Below are 16,361 nucleotides of genomic sequence, written 5' to 3' on the forward strand. Positions count from 1 at the left end.
AACATCGAGATCCAGTTCACGCCGGCCCGCGTGATCATGCAGGACTTCACCGGTGTCCCCTGTGTGGTCGACCTGGCCACCATGCGTGAGGCCGTCACGGCCCTGGGCGGCGACCCAAACAAGGTCAACCCCCTCTCGCCCGCCGAAATGGTCATCGACCACTCGGTGATCCTGGACGTGTTCGGCCGCGCCGACGCCTACGAGCGCAACGTCGAGCTGGAGTACGAGCGCAACTCCGAGCGCTACCAGTTCCTGCGCTGGGGCCAGGGCGCGTTCGACGACTTCAAGGTTGTCCCCCCGGGCACCGGCATCGTGCACCAGGTCAACATCGAATACCTGGCCCGCACCGTGATGGTCCGTAACGGCCAGGCCTACCCCGACACCTGCGTGGGCACCGACTCGCACACCACCATGGAGAACGGCCTGGGCGTGCTCGGCTGGGGCGTCGGCGGTATCGAGGCCGAGGCCGCCATGCTCGGCCAGCCGGTGTCGATGCTCATCCCGCGCGTCGTCGGCTTCAAGCTGACCGGCGAGATCCAGCCCGGCGTGACCGCCACCGACGTGGTCCTCACCGTCACCGACATGCTGCGTAAGCACGGCGTCGTCGGCAAGTTCGTCGAGTTCTACGGCAAGGGCGTGGCCGAGGTGCCGCTGGCCAACCGCGCCACCCTGGGCAACATGAGCCCCGAGTTCGGCTCCACCTGCGCGATCTTCCCGATCGATGAGGAGACCATCAACTACCTGCGCCTGACCGGCCGCGACGACCAATCGCTCGCGCTCGTCGAGGCCTACGCCCGCGAGCAGGGCATGTGGCACGAGGCCGACCACGAGCCGGTGTTCTCCGAATACCTCGAACTCGACCTGGCCACCGTCGTCCCGTCGATCGCCGGCCCCAAGCGCCCGCAGGACCGCATCCTGCTCTCGGAGTCCAAGGTCGCCTTCCGCAAGGACATCCACAACTACGTCGAGGAGGGCCTGACCCCGGCCACCACCGATGTCGAGGAGTCCGTGCCGGATGCGGCTTCGCTGAGCTTCGCCGAGGAGGACGCGGTCATCGTCCAGTCGGCTGCCAACGGCGCCGAGGGACGTCCCACCAAGCCGGTCCGGGTGGTCGACGAGGAGCGCGGCGAGTTCATCATGGACCACGGCGCCGTCGTGGTCTGCGGTATCACCTCGTGCACCAACACCTCCAACCCGTCGGTCATGCTGGGCGCCGCTCTGCTGGCCAAGAAGGCCGTCGAGAAGGGTCTGTCGACCAAGCCGTGGGTCAAGACCAACATGGCTCCCGGTTCGCAGGTCGTCACCGACTACTACGAGAAGGCCGGCCTGTGGCCGTACCTGGAGAAGCTGGGCTACTACCTCGGTGGTTACGGCTGCACCACGTGCATCGGCAACACCGGCCCGCTGCCCGAGCAGATCTCCAAGGCGATCAACGACAACGACCTGTCGGTGGCGGCGGTGCTCTCGGGCAACCGTAACTTCGAGGGCCGCATCTCCCCCGACGTCAAGATGAACTACCTGGCCTCGCCGCCGCTGGTCATCGCCTACGGCCTGGCCGGCACCATGGACTTCGACTTCGAGTCGCAGCCGCTCGGCACCGGCACCGACGGCAACGACGTGTTCCTCAAGGACATCTGGCCGTCGGCGCAGGAGATCGACGACACCATCAAGCAGGCCATCAGCCAGGACATGTTCCGCAAGTCCTACGCCGATGTGTTCAAGGGTGACGAGCACTGGCGCAACCTGTCCACCCCGGAGGGCGACACCTTCGAGTGGAACGAGGATTCGACCTACGTGCGCAAGGCCCCGTACTTCGACGGCATGACGATGGAACCGGCGCCGGTCAAGGACATCAAGGGCGCGCGCGTGATGGCGGTGCTCGGCGACTCGGTCACCACCGACCACATCTCGCCGGCCGGCCCGATCAAGCCCGGCACCCCGGCCGCGCAGTACCTCGACTCGCACGGTGTGGCCCGCAAGGACTACAACTCGCTCGGCAGCCGTCGCGGCAACCACGAGGTGATGATCCGCGGTACGTTCGCCAACATCCGTCTGCAGAACCAGCTACTCGACGGTGTGTCCGGCGGCTACACCCGCGACTTCACGCAAGAGGGCGGCCCGCAGTCGTTCATCTACGACGCCTGCGAGAACTACAAGAAGGCCGGCATCCCGCTGGTCGTGCTCGGCGGCAAGGAGTACGGCTCCGGTTCGTCGCGTGACTGGGCCGCCAAGGGCACCGTCCTGCTGGGCGTCAAGGCCGTCATCACCGAGTCGTTCGAGCGTATCCACCGCTCCAACCTCATCGGTATGGGTGTGGTTCCGCTGCAGTTCCCCGAGGGCGAGTCGCACAAGTCGCTGGGTCTGGACGGCACCGAGGTCATCGACATCGTCGGCATCGAGAAACTCAACGAGGGCATCACCCCGGCGACGATGAAGGTCACCGCCACCAAGGAGGACGGCTCGGTCATCGAGTTCGACGCCAAGGTGCGCATCGACACACCCGGTGAGGCCGACTACTACCGCAACGGCGGCATCCTGCAGTACGTGCTTCGCAACATGATCAACAGCTGAGCTGATCGTGCCCAAGGTCAGTGATGACCGGCTCGCCGCGCGTCGTCGGGAAATTCTCGACGGCGCGCGGCGCTGCTTTGCGGAGTACGGATATGACGGCGCGACGGTCTCCCGGATCGAGAAGGCCACCGGGCTGTCGCGCGGAGCGATCTTCCACCACTACAAGGACAAGGAGGCACTGTTCCTCGCCCTCGCCCACGAGGACACCGAACGGATGGCCGACGTCGCCGCCGAACAGGGACTGGTGCAGGTCATGCGCAATGTGCTGGCCGATCCCGACGATTTCGACTGGCTTGCCACCCGGCTGGAAATCGCCCGTAAGCTGCGTACCGACGATTCGTTCCGCGCGGCGTGGCTGGCGCATTCGGCCGAACTGGAGGCGGCCACCCATGCCCGTCTCGAGCGAGGCCGCGAAGCGGGCCGCTTGCGCAACGACGTGCCGACCGACGTGCTGCAGAGTTACCTGGACCTGGTTCTCGACGGACTGATCACGCGGCTGGCATCGGGGCAGCCCACCGACGACCTGACGGCGGTGCTCGACCTGGTCGAGGAGTCGGTACGAATCGGACGGTGACCACATCGGCAGTCAGGTGTCGGTGCCGTGTCGTTCGACCGAAGGGCCGGCACCGCGCGAGGTGGGTTGGGCGGCGTGTCTTCGGTAGGGTTTTGAGCAGCCAGTACACGCGACACCGTGACCAACAGTGCCCAGCCCGGAAGAGGGGGACATGAAACCAGGGGCGATCTTCGCCGAGCACTATCGCGTGCTCTCGCAGCTCGGTGTGGGCGGGATGGGTGAGGTGTACCTGGTCGAGAATATCCGGCTCGGTCGTCGTGAGGCCCTCAAACTGCTGCACACCACCGGTGACGACGAAGCGGTCGCCCGCTTCGAGCGTGAGGCCCGCACGGCGGCCAGGCTCGGTCATCCGTCGATCGCCGACATCTATCACTACGGCACCACCGATAGCGGCAGACCGTGGTTCACCATGGTCTACGTCGAGGGCACCGACCTCACCAAGGCAACGCTGACCGACGCCGAGGCCATCACCGTGCTGCGGTCGGTGGCGGAGGCGATCGACTACGCGCACGATCAGCACGTCGTGCATCGCGACATCAAGCCGGCCAACCTGATGGTCAGCCGCAACCGCAGCGGCCGCATCGACCGGGCCTACGTCCTGGATTTCGGTATCGCCCGTCCAGAGGGTGATCCGCGCATCACCCACGCCAACATGTACATCGGCACGGTCGCCTACTCGGCTCCGGAAACGTTCTCGGGCGACGCGGTGGGGGCCTCCGACGTCTATTCCCTCGCGTGCACCGCATTCGAGCTGCTCAGCGCGAAAACTCCGTTCCAGGCCGAGACGGTCACCCAGCTGATGATCGCGATCGCAACCTGGCCACCGGCAAAGCTGTCGCAGTACCGGGACGACCTGGCTTCCGCCGATCCGGTGTTCGAGCGCGCGCTGGCCAAGAAACCCATGGATCGCTACGCGTCCTGCGCCGAGTTCATCGACGCCCTCGAGCGGTCGATACAGGTCGCGCCGAACGGTGGCGCGAGTTCGGCTACCTTCCCGGCGCAGGCCCCGCGCACGTCCGGTACACCGGTCGCGGGTCCGCACGGCATCTACCCACCGGTCCACAACCCGACAGCCCAGAATCCGGCAGTCCACAACCCGACAGGGCAACTGGGGTACGGCCACGCTCAGGGCGGCACGCTCGCCTACGGCGCCAACACGCAGGGCGGTTTCCAGGGTGGACAGGCCACCGCCGGAACCTACCCGCTGGGTGCGTTCTCGGGCGAGCAGCCACCGGGCAGTTCCCGGCCTCCCGGAAAGTCCCGGGCCGGCCTGGCGTGGCTGGTGGGGATCGGTGTGCTCGCGTTGATCGCGGTGATCGTCGCGGTCTCGGTAGCGGTGTCGTCCGGTGACGACTCGAACACAACGACCACCGCAACACCAAGTTCGTCGAGCGCATCCACGGGTGCGTCGACGACGGCCGCGTCGTCAGCCAACCTGGCCGGCACCATCGACTCGACGGGCTATGTGCATGACGGTTCGGCCACCGGTACTCCGCGAAGCTGCCGGTGGATCCGGGTGATTCCGCTGGCCACCGCGCAGACCGGTACGTACGGCAAGATGTCCAGCGAGATCGTCAACCAGCTGGGCTGCATCAATCTCAAGCAGGAGACGGTGATAAGCCGCTGCAAGGAACTGATGCCCAACGAGTCGGGCTACTGCGCCTTCTGGGATCCACAAGGAGTGCTGTCCGGCCAGGTCCAGTCGGGCCGCCCGCTGCTGGTCATCCTGCGCAAGACATGCCTGGACCGCGAGAACAAGACCAAGTGGTCGGCCGGCCCCATCAGCGACGACTGCATCACCTATCCCAAACAATCCTGAACGCCCGCACAGCCCCGAGCACGCGAGCAGCCCCGAGCCCACTGACCGGCGATGGCCGTCAGGCGAGTTCGATGAGTTCCTGGTACTCGTCGCTCCAGTGGTCCTCGGTGCCGTCGGGCAGCAGGATCACGCGCTGCGGATCGAGGGCCGCCGCGGCGCCCGGGTCGTGGGTGACCAGGACGACCGCCCCCTTGTAGGAGCGCAGCGCGTCGAGCACCTGCTCGCGGGACTGCGGGTCGAGGTTGTTCGTGGGCTCGTCGAGCAACAGCACGTTGGCGGCCGACGAGACGAGACCGGCCAGCGCCAGACGAGTCTTCTCACCGCCGGACAGGGTTCCGGCGGGCTGCTCCAGTTGCGGTCCGGTGAACATGAACGCACCGAGCAGACCGCGCAGATCCTGCTCACCGGCGTCGGGAGCTGCGTGCCGGATGTTCTCCCACACTGTCGCATGGTCATCGAGAGTGTCGTGTTCCTGAGCGAAATAGCCGATCTTGCACCCGAATCCGGGTTCCAGCTCACCCAGGTCGGGCTTCTCGACGCCCGCGAGGATCTTCAGCAGCGTGGTCTTGCCGGCACCGTTGAGGCCGAGCACCACCACGCGTGAGCCCTTGTCGATGGCAAGGTCGACGCCGGTGAAGATCTCCAGCGACCCATAAACCTTGGTCAGATCCTTGGCCATCAGCGGGGTCCGGCCGCAGGCGGCGGGTTCGGGGAAGCGGATCTTGGCGGTCTTGTCGGCCACCCGCTCGTCATCGAGAGCATCGATCATCCGGTCGGCCCGTTTCAGCATGTTCTGTGCGGCGGTCGCTTTGGTGGCCTTGGCACCGAGTTTGGCAGCCTGGGCCCGCAGCGCCGACGCCTTCTTCTCGGCGTTGGCGCGTTCACGTTTGCGGCGCTGCTCGTCGGTGGCGCGGGCATCGAGGTAGCGTTTCCAGCCCATGTTGTAGATATCGGCCTCACCACGCACCGCGTCCAGGAACCACACCCGGTTCACCACATCGGCCAGCAGCTCGACGTCGTGGCTGATCACGACCAGGCCGCCGTCGTGGTTCTGCAGGAAGCCACGCAGCCAGGTGATGGAGTCGGCGTCGAGGTGGTTGGTGGGTTCGTCGAGCAGCAGTGTGGTGTCGGACTTGCCGGAGCCGTCCGAGGCGGCGAATAGGATCCGCGCCAACTCGATGCGTCGGCGCTGGCCACCCGACAGGGTGCGCAACGGCTGGGCGAGCGCCCTGTCCGGCAGGCCCAGGCTGCTGCAGATCCGCGCGGCCTCCGACTCGGCCACGTAACCGCCGAGTGCGGCGAAGCGCTCCTCGAGCCGACCGTACCTGGCCACCGCCTTGTCGCGGATCTTGTCGTCGGCCGATTCGGCCATCAGTGCCTGCTGCTTCTCCATCTGATGCAGGATGGCGTCGAGACCACGCGCGGACAGCACCCTGTCCTTGGCGACGACGTCGAGGTCGCCTTCCTTCGGATCCTGCGGCAGATAGCCCAGTTCGCCGCTGCGCAGAATGGTTCCGGCGTAGGGCTCCGTCTCGCCCGCCAGAATGCGCAGGGTGGTGGTCTTTCCGGCGCCGTTGCGTCCGACGAGCCCTATGCGGTCGCCGGGCTGGATGCGTAGTGCCGATCCGGGGGCCGACAGCAATGTCCGAGCTCCGGCACGGACCTCAAGGTCGGTCGCGGTAATCACGTCGCGCCAGTCTACCGGTCACGTCCGCTTTGACCCGCATCGTCACCGGTGGCGACGATCCGGGCACACGACCACCCTCGACCGGAGTTGCGTACCAGGTCACATAAGGCTCCGAATGCGGCACTCGCCACGGCGCGACCGCCTGTTTGGTAAACGACCAATGCCAACACTAGGCTAGGTTAGCCTCGCCTCATAAGACGGAGACCTGACCTGTGCCAACACCACTCCCGATCGGCATGCCCGTAACCGGTATGTCACCGAGCGGTACGACGCTGTGCGCGGTGATCTGCTGTTACACCGCAGCGCGCTGGGAACTCCTGATCGAGGGTATCGGGGTCGCCGGCGCTCAGCTGCACACCGGCGACCGCGTCGTCGTGGTCGTCGACCACAATGCCGACCTGCAGGCCCGACTCATCCGGCATTTCGGAGCTGCCGGTGCCTTCCCCGCCGTCGACGCCCCCGACCTGCACATCGTCGCCAACACCCATACCCAAGGTCTGTCCGGGGCCCGCAACACCGGCATGACAAACGCCGATCAGGACGTGCTCGTCTACCTCGACGACGACGCTCTGCTGCGTCCCGGATCGCTGGCCCAGCTGCGTTCGGTGATCGAGTCCCGTCCCGAAGTGGTGGCAGTCGGCGGCGGTGTCCACGCGGCATGGGAGGGCGGCGCCCCCCGCTGGTTCCCCGACGAATTCGGCTGGGTCGTCGGCTGCGACTACCGCGGAATCGCCGCCTCGGGCAGCCAGGTGCGCAACCCGATCGGTGCAGCAATGGCTGTGCGCCGGGCCGAGCTGGTCAAGATCGGCGGTTTCAGCTCCGACCTGGGCCGCGTCGGGACGCTACCCGTCGGCTGCGAAGAAACCCTGATGGGTATCGAGCTACGGAACACCTTTCCCGATTCCATGGTGATCCGCGACAGCCGTTTCGCCGTCGACCATCAGGTACCTCAAGTCCGACAGACCGTCCGCTACTTCCTGTCCCGATGTCGCCACGAGGGTCGGTCGAAGGCGAAGCTGAGTGCGATCGCGGGCGCGCAATCGGCGTTCTCCGCGGAAGCGTCGTACCTCACCCGCACGATCACCGGTGGTGTCGTGCGCTACCTCGCACAGCTCGGCCGCGGTGATGTCTTCGCGCCTGTACGCCTGGTGATCATGCTCCTCGGGGTGATCACCACCGGTGCAGGCACAGTCCAGGGGATGGTCGGGGCCCTTCCGTACCCGAAGTGTGCGTGGAGCCTCCGTCGGCGAACCACCAGAATGAACCCAGTGGGAGATCGCACGTGACATTGATCGACCGGCCCGGATCGGGCCCCACCGAGACCGCCGAACACCGAACGGACGACAACCGCGCCGGCTCGGTGATGCCCGCGCCCCGCGTGGTGCCCTATGGTTGGCATCCCGGTGCCGCGCTCCGGGTGGCGGTCACAGTGGCAGCCCTCGCGCTCGCCGTCGCCGTCGCCGACTGGGCCGGTCTGGATGTCCCCGGCGTCATCCGGATACCCGCGGTACTGCTCGGCGTGTTCCTGCTCCCCGGCGTACCGCTTGTCGTCGCATTGCGTATTCCGGGCCGGGCGCTGGCCACGGCACTGATCGTCTCGACCTCACTGTCGGTCAACATCCTCGTCACGCAAACGTCGATGGTGCTCGAATGGTGGCATCCCGCACGGACCCAGACGCTCCTGGCCGCGGTAGGCCTGGCTGCGTCGATCGCCGCATTCCGGACAGTGCCGGACAACTTCCGCACCGGGTCGCTCAGCCTGTCCCGTGCGCACTGGACTCGCACACGGCTGGCTCTGCTCGCCGCACTGGCGGTCTCGCTCGCGCTGTTCACCGTCTCGGCGCGGGGCATCGACGTGCTGAAGGCCGGCCCCTATGGGGTCATCGCCCTGGTCGGGCCGTGGTACTTCGTCGGACTCGCCCTGCTGGTCATCACGATCGTCGTCACGCTGCGCGCCACACACATCGATCACATCGTGATGGCTGCCGCCGCCGCGCTCGCCGTCGTGTACAACACGATGCTGGTGGCGGTGGCCACCGGCGAGACATCGGTGCCCACCGCCTTCGTGCACCGTGGGTTCGCCGCGTCCATGGCCGCGATGCATCGTCTGCCCACCCTCGAGGACGCCCGCTACAGCTGGGCCGGATTCTTCTCGCTGGCCGCACACATTCAGGAGGCGGGCGGGTTTGCCGATCTCACCGACGTGCTGTTCTGGGCACCGGTCGTGTTCGGTCCGTTGATGTGCTTCGGCTTGTACGCCATCGGCTCGGCGATCGGCGGCAACGCCCGGATCGCGTGGCTGTCAGTCGTGCTCTACCAGGCATTCAACTGGTATCAGCAGGACTATTTCGCCCCCCAGGCCGTCGCCGGTCTGGGGTACGTCGCCATCCTCGGCACACTGCTGTGGCAATTGCGACGCGCACCGTTGCCGACGGCCGCGGGCGTCGACCGGATTCTGCCGGGCCGACTCGGCGCCGCGTTGAGCGTCGGCAGGCGGACACCTGGCCGGGTGCCCGGTTTCGGTCCGGGCCGGACACTGGCCGTCGGCGCGACGCTGCTGCTGATCATCACAGCGAACACCGTGTCACATCAGATGACGCCTATGCTCACGGTGCTCGCGCTCGCGGCGTTCGCGGTCACCGGTACCACCCGATACCGCACCCTGTGGATCGCCGCGGGATTGGTGTTCGCCGCCTGGTTCAGCTACGGCGCAACCGATTTCTGGACTGGCCACCTCAACTCGCTCTTCAACGAGGTCGGTCAGATCGGTTACTCGGTCAACCGGGGTGTCGGGCAGCGCCTCAACGGCGACCCGACCTACACGACCATGCAGTATCTACGAATCGCAGCCTCCGGGCTCTTCGTCGTCGTGGCGTTCATCGGCTGGCTCAGGTTCCGGCGCCGCCGCACCTGGCTGATCTCGGGTTTGCTGTGTGCCGCACCGTTCGTACTGGTTGCGCTGCAAAGCTATGGCGGCGAGATGATCATCCGCGTCTTCCTGTTCGCGTCCCCAACGTTGGCACCGTTCGTGGCGCTCGTCCTCGTCTGGGCATCGCGAAGCCTCCGGCGACTGCCCACCGTGGCAGTGACGCTGTTGGCGATCGCCCTGGCTCTGGGAGTCGGTGTACTGGAAACCACGAACCGTGGCCTCAACGCCGCCTTCGAATCATCCACGAAAGCCGAGGACATCCTCACTCAGGGGCTGATCAACAAGATCCCGCCCAGGTCGTCGGTGATGGTGTTCAGCCATGCCGCGCATGCGGTGGTCCCGCGGCGTTCGATGGACCCCAACGCTCCTACCATCGGCTACATCGACAGCTTCCCGTGTCTGGACAATCTGGCGCAATGTACCGAGAACCGTCGGCCCGACTATGTGCTGATCACCCACCAGGGCATCGCGATGATGGACTTGCAGCGGGGTAAACCCACTGCCGAAATGGAAGCCGACGTCGCTGAAATCCTCAAACTCGACGACTACAAGATGTTCGTCGATACGGACTCGGTGAGAATTCTGCACTTCGTGGACGCGCCGGCCGTGGATCTGTCGGCAGAAGTCGCCCGGTCTGAAGGAAAGGACAACTGATGGCCGCCGTCATGCTGGTCTTTGCCGGCATCTTCATCGTGGCAGGAGCCGTGCTGCAAGAACGTGAGGTCGGTGATTGGGGATCGGTCGGCCGAGGTCCGGTCGCTCATGCGATCGGCGCCGGCACGCTGGTGTTCACGGTCTTGGCCGCCATCCTGACCTTTCAACGGCTTGTGGAGATGGCATGGTGAAAGCACGACGCCGACGGTTGAACCGGATGAGTATCGCCCCCCTCGCCGCCGCGCTGGTCCTGACCTCGTGCAGCGGAGGCGGCGGAAACGACGCTGCGGGGGGAAATCTGAACTGTCAGCATCGTGCGACAGTCAGCGGTGTGGCGCCGCCGCCCGCGGTCGACAACATCTGGCAGTCGGTGTTCATCGATGATTTCAACCGCTGCGAGCTCGGCGAGAACTGGACGGCCTACACCGGCCGACCCGATGGCGACAAGTACGGCAAGTGGCATCCGTCGATGGTTTCCATCGACAACGGTGTGTTGCGTCTGCACAGCAGACGTGACGGCGACGAATGGCAGATCGGTGGCGTGTCGAACTGGCCGGTGACCCAGAAGTACGGTCGCTGGGAAGTCCGGTACAAGGTCGAACCGAGTGCCGATATCTCCTACCATTTTCTGCTGTGGCCACAGAATGAGCAGTGGCCGCCGGAGATCGACTTCGCCGAGGACGTGTCGTCCGGTCGCGACGGAATCACCGGCTTCCTGCATTGGCGGGACGGAAAGGTGAATCGGAAGGCGAACGCGCACATCGCCGGTGACTTCACCGAATGGCACACGGTCGGTGTCGAGTGGGCCCCCGGTGTTGTCCGCTACCTTCTCGACGGCGAAGTATGGGCGATTTCCCGGTCGGCCGAACATGTCCCGATCACGCCCATGTGGATGGGTCTGCAGATGGGTGCGGGCGCCTGCGAAATCCGCGAGGAGTGGGGCAAGCACCCGTGTGCGGCCACCGAACCACGGCCCCTGGAGTCATCGATCGACATCGATTGGGTTGCCGTGTATGACGTGATGGGTTCGTACTCGGCGCTGGCCAAGTCGGGCTATTTCGACACTGCGCCGGAAGCATCCGAACTCACCGAGCCGTAGCCGGGTAGTTCACCCACCCGGACCAGGTCGCGCACCGCCCGGACCAGCGGCACGATGACCAGTGCCACGATGAGGGCCTCCGCGGAGATCGTCGCCCAGCCGACCCCGATCAGTCCGTAGCGGCTCAGCAGGATCACGGCGAGCCCCAGGCTGACGACGGCTCCGGTGATCTGCGCAGCCAACGCGGGCAGCAGACGATTCCGCACTCGGCTGACGGCGACGAAGATCAGCGCGACGGCCGTGAGCGGCAGCGACAGCGCACACATCCGCAGCAGGCCGGTCCCGTTGTCCGCGTAGTCATCCCCGGCAAGCCGAAGAAACAGGGGCCCCACCGTCATCAGTCCGACCGTCGCCGCTGTGGAGACGCCCAACATGATCAGGATGAATCGGTAGGTGAGGTGCCGCAGGTCGGTGTCACCCGAACTCGCTTCCGCGACGTATGGCCCGGTCAACATTGTCAGCAGCAAGATGACAGCGGTGATGAGCTGCCACACGATGGCGAAGTACGCGTTCTGTCCTGCCCCGACGTGAGCGATCACGATCATCGGAAGCAACAGCGGCATCAGGGAGGTCGCCACGTAGATGCCGTAGTTGCCGACGATGAACCGCTGCTGGTCGCGGCGCGGTGGCAGCGCACACTGGGCATGTTCCGTAGCGACACGGCGGCGGATCTCCCGGATCACGACCACCCAGAGAATTCCCGCCCCGAGCAGGGCGGTCAGTACCCATGTCGCAACGATGCCCTGCCGACCCCATAGCGATGCCATTCCCGCGGCGGCACCGAGCTTTATCACTGCGTGCAGGACGTTCTTGATCGCCGACCATTCGGCACGTCGCAGGCCGATACAGACGTGATCACTCAGCGCGGACAGCGACATCGCGGCGACCGCTACCGGGAAGAACGCGATTTGCCAACCGTCGGCGAACATCTCGTTGATGGGCCCGAAAACGAGAAAGGCCGCGGAGAGAATCCCGCCACCGAGTACCCCGACCGCCAAACCGCCGATCACCAGTCGTCCTGACTGTGCACCTGCGACCGGCAGAAATCGTTCGAAGTAGGCGCCGAGGCCGAGGTTACCGAACAAAGCAAGCATGGAAGCCGCGAAGATGGTCGCCGCGGCCGCTCCGACCTCGGTTGCGGGGTAGAGCCGACCGACCGCGATCCAGTAGATCAAACCTAGACCGCCGGTGACGATCCCTGAGATCGCGACGGCCAGTGAGTTACGGGCGATTCCCGGCTGGGACCGGCTCACCCGGCCAGTTCGCCGGCGGACACCGTCACCGCGCTGCCGGCGCGGACACCGTGCCGCTCGGCCGCCCGGTGGGCCTTCCAGTGCTGCCATTCCTGACGGATCGTACGCAGCACGCGCATGCCGTCACTGTAGGCGTTGAGGTTGCTGCGCCCGTGCAGACGAGGACCTTCGAAGCTGCCGACCTCGGTGATCTTGATACCGGCCGTGGCCAGGCGCACATTGATGACGGTCTCGATCTCGAATCCGTCACCCCACTGCGCGCGCGAGTACTGCGTCGGCGGAAGTTCCATGAGTTCGGCGTGCCGCGCCCAGAAGGCGTTGTAGCCGTAGCACAGGTCGGAGAACTTGGTGTGGAACGCGACGTTGACGATCGTGTTGAGTCCCTTGTTGCCGATGCGGCGCAGAGTGGTGATGTCGGTGCTACCGCCGTTGTCGACGAAACGGCTGCCCTTGGCGAAGTCGGCACCGTCGGTGAGTGCCTTGACGAACAGCGGGATCTCGGCCGGGTCGGTCGACCCGTCGGCGTCGATCATGACGATGATGTCGCCACTGCATGCCTCGATGCCGCAGGCGAGCGCATTGCCCTTGCCGGATCGGCTCTGGACCACGAAAGTCGCGTCCGGCCACAGCGATTGGGCGACGGCGACGGTGTCGTCCGAGGAGTTTCCGTCGACGAAGACGATCTGGTCGATGCCGTCGGGCATACGGTGGGCGACGTAGGGCAGGTTCTTCGCCTCGTTCATCGCGGGGATGATCACCGAAACGGTGGGCCGGTCCTGCCGTACGGAGGATTCCGCCCCCACCGGCAGCTCAGTCACGTTGTCGGTTCGTCCGTCGTTGCCGGATGCGTCGTGCATGTGTGGGCCCTGTCGTTGCTGGGTGTCGAGGTCGTTGCTGGGTGTCGAACGTCGCGTTGGGATTCGAAGCTCGCTCTAAGCGATCGTTAAGCTAAAGACATTTAACAAGGCTAGCCTAATCAAAACAAGGTGGTCCTAAGTGAGTACCCTCACAGGTGTGCAACAGGAGCGTATCGGAAGGATGCCGGTGAACCGAGCACGTATCCGGCTGCGCGACCGCGTACATCTCGGCGAACCCGGAACCGGACTGATCGGACCCGTCAACCTTCCGGATCCGGACGCGGTCCGGCGCAATCTCGAGGCCTTCGCTTCCTTCGGTCCGCGAACACGCATCGCGCTGCGCCCCGACACCGCGGGCGAACACTGGATTCACGACCCGCAGCGCCTCCTCGAGTCGATCGAGGTCATCGAGGAGCCCGCCGATCCCCTCGAGCTCCTGATCCCGACCGGCCGGCCGATCGCGCCGATGCGAGTCACCCTCGCCGGACGCTACCTGCGCACCGAACACGATCACGGCGTGGGTGAGATCCGATTCGGGCTCCTGGCCCATCAGGTCATCACCGGTGCGATCACGCCCCGCGACCCCGACATGCTTTCGCAGATCTCCCGGCGGCGGGACGGCCTGGGTACCGCGGCGTTGCGGGTCTTCGGATCACGTCCCACGCGGGTGTTGGACGTGTTCCGGTCGATGCGTGAGACCAGGATCGCGCGTCCGGAGTTCGCGCCGGCCGATGAGTTTCCGACAGACGCGGGCTCGGTCCCGACCCGGCGCGGATCTCATGCGGTGGCGGTAGCCGTGATGCCTGCGGACGTGCTCGGCGAGCTCCGTCGGTGGCGGGACGCGACCCTCCCGCGTGTCAGCCTGTTCGCGCTGGTCGTCAGTGGCCTCACCCGCGCGCTGACGGCTTCCGGAATACCTGTCGACGACGTCGGCACACTGCCAGTCGACCTGCGCAGGTACCTGCCGACCGGTACCAATCCGCTCGCGAACTTCGTCTCCGGGATCCAATTGCCGCTGCGCCGCGGCAGCGATCCCGCCCGGTTGCACCATGATCTGGTGACCGCCGTCGCGTCGGGACGTCCGATCGTGTCGCTCGCCCGGGTCACCGCACTCGGGTACGCGGCCCAGTGGCTCTCCCATGACGGGCAAAGGCCGGCTCCCGGGCCTTCCCAACCCGGCGCACCGTTGGTGTTCACCGGCATACAGGCCCACCAGCAGTTGATGGACGGTTTTCCGTGGATCGACCCGGAGAATTCGATCTTCGTCTCCGGTACCCGCCCGGCAGTGCCCGAAGGCATCACCCTGCAATCGGCGACGGTTCATGGCCGCTTGCTGATCAGCGCATCGTTCCAGCCGCAGGTACACCGGTCCGCACGGGTGCGTGGTGCCCTCGACGCATTCGCGACCGACCCCGTCGGAGTGCTGCGAGATCGCCCATAACGCTCATAAGTCGCGTGCGGTATTTCGCATACCCCATCGCCTTTAGATTAGGCTAACCTCTGGTCCAGCCCTCGTGGCTGGACTCCGGCGACTGATTTCACCGTCGCCGTTGTCCCTGTTGATTGGATTCGAGCATCTGCGCATGATTCCCGAACTCACCCTGAGCTCACCCATGACGCCGGGTGGTGCCCCGAGTTGGCCGGGCGCCGTCTGGATCGGCGTGGCCGACATCGCGGAGCTGATCCGTCAAGGCCGGAGCGGCCAGTTCCTCGGTGTCGTGCCGGATGCCGAGGGCTACACAAGCGCACGAGTTCTGATCCGAGACGGGCTGACACCGCTGCAGTTCGCGCAGGTGTCGCTCATCGGCGGTCGCGCGCTGCTGCCGATTCCCCCCACCGGCGATCCCGTCACCACATCAGCGCTGCCCCCGATGTCGGTCGTCCTATGTACCCGGGAACGCCCTGAGGATCTGCGCGGGGCGCTGGACTCGCTCCTGCGGGTCGACTACCCCGAGTTCGAGATCATCGTCGTTGACAACGCACCGGTCACCGACGGCACCGAACGTGTTGTCGCCACCTTCGATGATCCACGCGTGCGCCGCATCGTGGAGCCCGTCGCGGGCCTGTCGATGGTCCGTAACGCGGGTATCCGGGCCGCACGCCACGACATCATCGCCTACACCGACGACGACGTCGTCGCCGACCCGGGCTGGCTGCGCGGGCTCGCGGCAGGTTTTGCCTGCGCCGACGACGTCGGGTGTGTCGCAGGCCTGGTCCCGAGCGGCGAGCTGCGAACACTCCCCCAGGCGTACTTCGACTGGCGGGTCTCGTGGGGCGACAACATCGAACCCCGGGTGTACCGACTGTCGGACCCGCCCGACGACGTCCCGCTGTTCCCGTTCCAGATCGGCCGGTTCGGCACCGGCGCCAACTTCGCCGTCAGGCGAGAGGTCATCGTCGACCTCGGCCTGTTCGATGAACGACTGGGAGCCGGCACGGCCACCCGCGGCGGAGAGGACCTCGACGTCTTCTTCCGCGTACTGGCCTCCGGGCACAGCCTGGCCATCGAACCGGCGTCGATCATCTGGCACCGGCACCGCAGCGACAACGACGCGTTGCTCTCACAGGCCCGCGGCTACGGCACGGGCCTGGGCGCGTGGCTGACCAAGGTGGCACTGGACAGGGACCATCGGCGACTGGCCCTGTCCGTGCTGCGCCACCGGCGACGTGCGGTGGCCAGAGCAGGTCGTGCCTACTGCGCGATCGCGGCACCGCCACCGGCATTCCTGAAGGACGTACCGCACACCGTGGGGCGCACAGAGGTGCTGTCGGTACTCGCCGGGCCCAAAGCCCTATGGCAGGAGCAGCGCAGGCTCCGTACCCGACAGAACCACCCATGAATGCCGACTCACCCATGATGTCCCAACCGTGATTTCGTCGTGCCCGGCTGTCGACCGTTCGGCCGACCTCATCAGCAC

12 protein-coding genes are annotated in these 16,361 nt (G+C 66.1%); 9 read left to right on the forward strand and 3 right to left on the reverse strand.

Going from position 1 to position 16,361, the window contains the following annotated elements; translation table 11 throughout:
* The 3 genes from acnA to KDB67_RS15575 form a co-directional block, all read left to right on the forward strand.
* Positions 1-2,571, forward strand: a 2,571-nt coding sequence (acnA, locus tag KDB67_RS15565) for an aconitate hydratase AcnA (RefSeq protein ID WP_291017385.1), incomplete at its 5' end; no start/stop codon positions are given.
* A 7-nt stretch (positions 2,572-2,578) separates the two neighbouring features.
* Positions 2,579-3,145 carry a helix-turn-helix domain-containing protein gene (locus KDB67_RS15570; RefSeq protein ID WP_291017387.1) on the forward strand — a complete coding sequence of 189 codons (567 nt, stop codon included), beginning with the start codon at positions 2,579-2,581 and terminating at the stop codon, positions 3,143-3,145.
* Positions 3,146-3,272: 127 nt separating this feature from the next.
* Entirely contained in the window at positions 3,273-4,964 is a 1,692-nt protein-coding gene (locus tag KDB67_RS15575) for a serine/threonine-protein kinase (RefSeq protein WP_291017389.1), read from the forward strand.
* 58 nt (positions 4,965-5,022) lie between these two features.
* On the opposite strand, the gene KDB67_RS15580 is transcribed toward KDB67_RS15575, so the two are convergent.
* Positions 5,023-6,651, reverse strand: a complete 1,629-nt coding sequence (locus tag KDB67_RS15580; protein ID WP_291017391.1) for an ABC-F family ATP-binding cassette domain-containing protein — start codon at positions 6,649-6,651, stop codon at positions 5,023-5,025.
* A 212-nt stretch (positions 6,652-6,863) separates the two neighbouring features.
* Between KDB67_RS15580 and KDB67_RS15585 the strand changes: the two genes are divergently transcribed.
* From KDB67_RS15585 to KDB67_RS15600, 4 genes are read left to right on the forward strand one after another with little or no spacing between them, the layout of a single operon-like run.
* Positions 6,864-7,937, forward strand: coding sequence for a glycosyltransferase (locus tag KDB67_RS15585; protein ID WP_291017392.1), 1,074 nt, complete (start codon positions 6,864-6,866; stop codon positions 7,935-7,937).
* Positions 7,934-10,234 carry a hypothetical protein gene (locus tag KDB67_RS15590; RefSeq protein ID WP_291017393.1) on the forward strand — a complete coding sequence of 767 codons (2,301 nt, stop codon included), beginning with the start codon at positions 7,934-7,936 and terminating at the stop codon, positions 10,232-10,234. Before KDB67_RS15585 ends, KDB67_RS15590 begins: the two co-directional genes overlap by 4 nt.
* On the forward strand, positions 10,234-10,425 hold the full coding sequence (locus tag KDB67_RS15595) for a hypothetical protein (RefSeq protein WP_291017395.1): 192 nt from the start codon (positions 10,234-10,236) through the stop codon (positions 10,423-10,425). Before KDB67_RS15590 ends, KDB67_RS15595 begins: the two co-directional genes overlap by 1 nt.
* A gap of 26 nt (positions 10,426-10,451) precedes the next feature.
* On the forward strand, positions 10,452-11,333 hold the full coding sequence (locus tag KDB67_RS15600) for a glycoside hydrolase family 16 protein (RefSeq protein WP_291017397.1): 882 nt from the start codon (positions 10,452-10,454) through the stop codon (positions 11,331-11,333).
* Here the strand turns inward: KDB67_RS15600 and KDB67_RS15605 are convergent.
* Positions 11,288-12,586 (reverse strand): polysaccharide biosynthesis protein, encoded by a 1,299-nt coding sequence (locus KDB67_RS15605; RefSeq protein ID WP_291017399.1) that lies wholly within the window; start codon positions 12,584-12,586, stop codon positions 11,288-11,290. The genes KDB67_RS15600 and KDB67_RS15605 overlap by 46 nt on opposite strands.
* Entirely contained in the window at positions 12,583-13,443 is an 861-nt protein-coding gene (locus tag KDB67_RS15610) for a glycosyltransferase family 2 protein (protein ID WP_291017401.1), read from the reverse strand. The genes KDB67_RS15605 and KDB67_RS15610 overlap by 4 nt, the downstream gene beginning before the upstream one ends.
* A 187-nt stretch (positions 13,444-13,630) precedes the next feature.
* On the opposite strand from KDB67_RS15610, the gene KDB67_RS15615 reads away from it, so the two are divergent.
* Positions 13,631-14,884, forward strand: coding sequence for a hypothetical protein (locus KDB67_RS15615; protein WP_291017403.1), 1,254 nt, complete (start codon positions 13,631-13,633; stop codon positions 14,882-14,884).
* 142 nt (positions 14,885-15,026) lie between these two features.
* Positions 15,027-16,283, forward strand: coding sequence for a glycosyltransferase (locus KDB67_RS15620; RefSeq protein ID WP_291017405.1), 1,257 nt, complete (start codon positions 15,027-15,029; stop codon positions 16,281-16,283).
* Positions 16,284-16,361 lie beyond the last annotated feature (78 nt).

The organism is Gordonia sp. (in: high G+C Gram-positive bacteria), from assembly GCF_020438995.1.
GTDB lineage: Bacteria > Actinomycetota > Actinomycetes > Mycobacteriales > Mycobacteriaceae > Gordonia.

Bases quoted from the DNA above. Each gene is read 5' to 3' on its own strand.
- KDB67_RS15620 (WP_291017405.1), top strand. From the start codon at position 15,027: ATGATTCCCGAACTCACCCTGAGCTCACCCATGACGCCGGGTGGTGCC.
- KDB67_RS15600 (WP_291017397.1), top strand. From the start codon at position 10,452: ATGAGTATCGCCCCCCTCGCCGCCGCGCTGGTCCTGACCTCGTGCAGC.
- KDB67_RS15595 (WP_291017395.1), top strand. From the start codon at position 10,234: ATGGCCGCCGTCATGCTGGTCTTTGCCGGCATCTTCATCGTGGCAGGA.
- KDB67_RS15610 (WP_291017401.1), bottom strand. From the start codon at position 13,443: ATGCACGACGCATCCGGCAACGACGGACGAACCGACAACGTGACTGAG.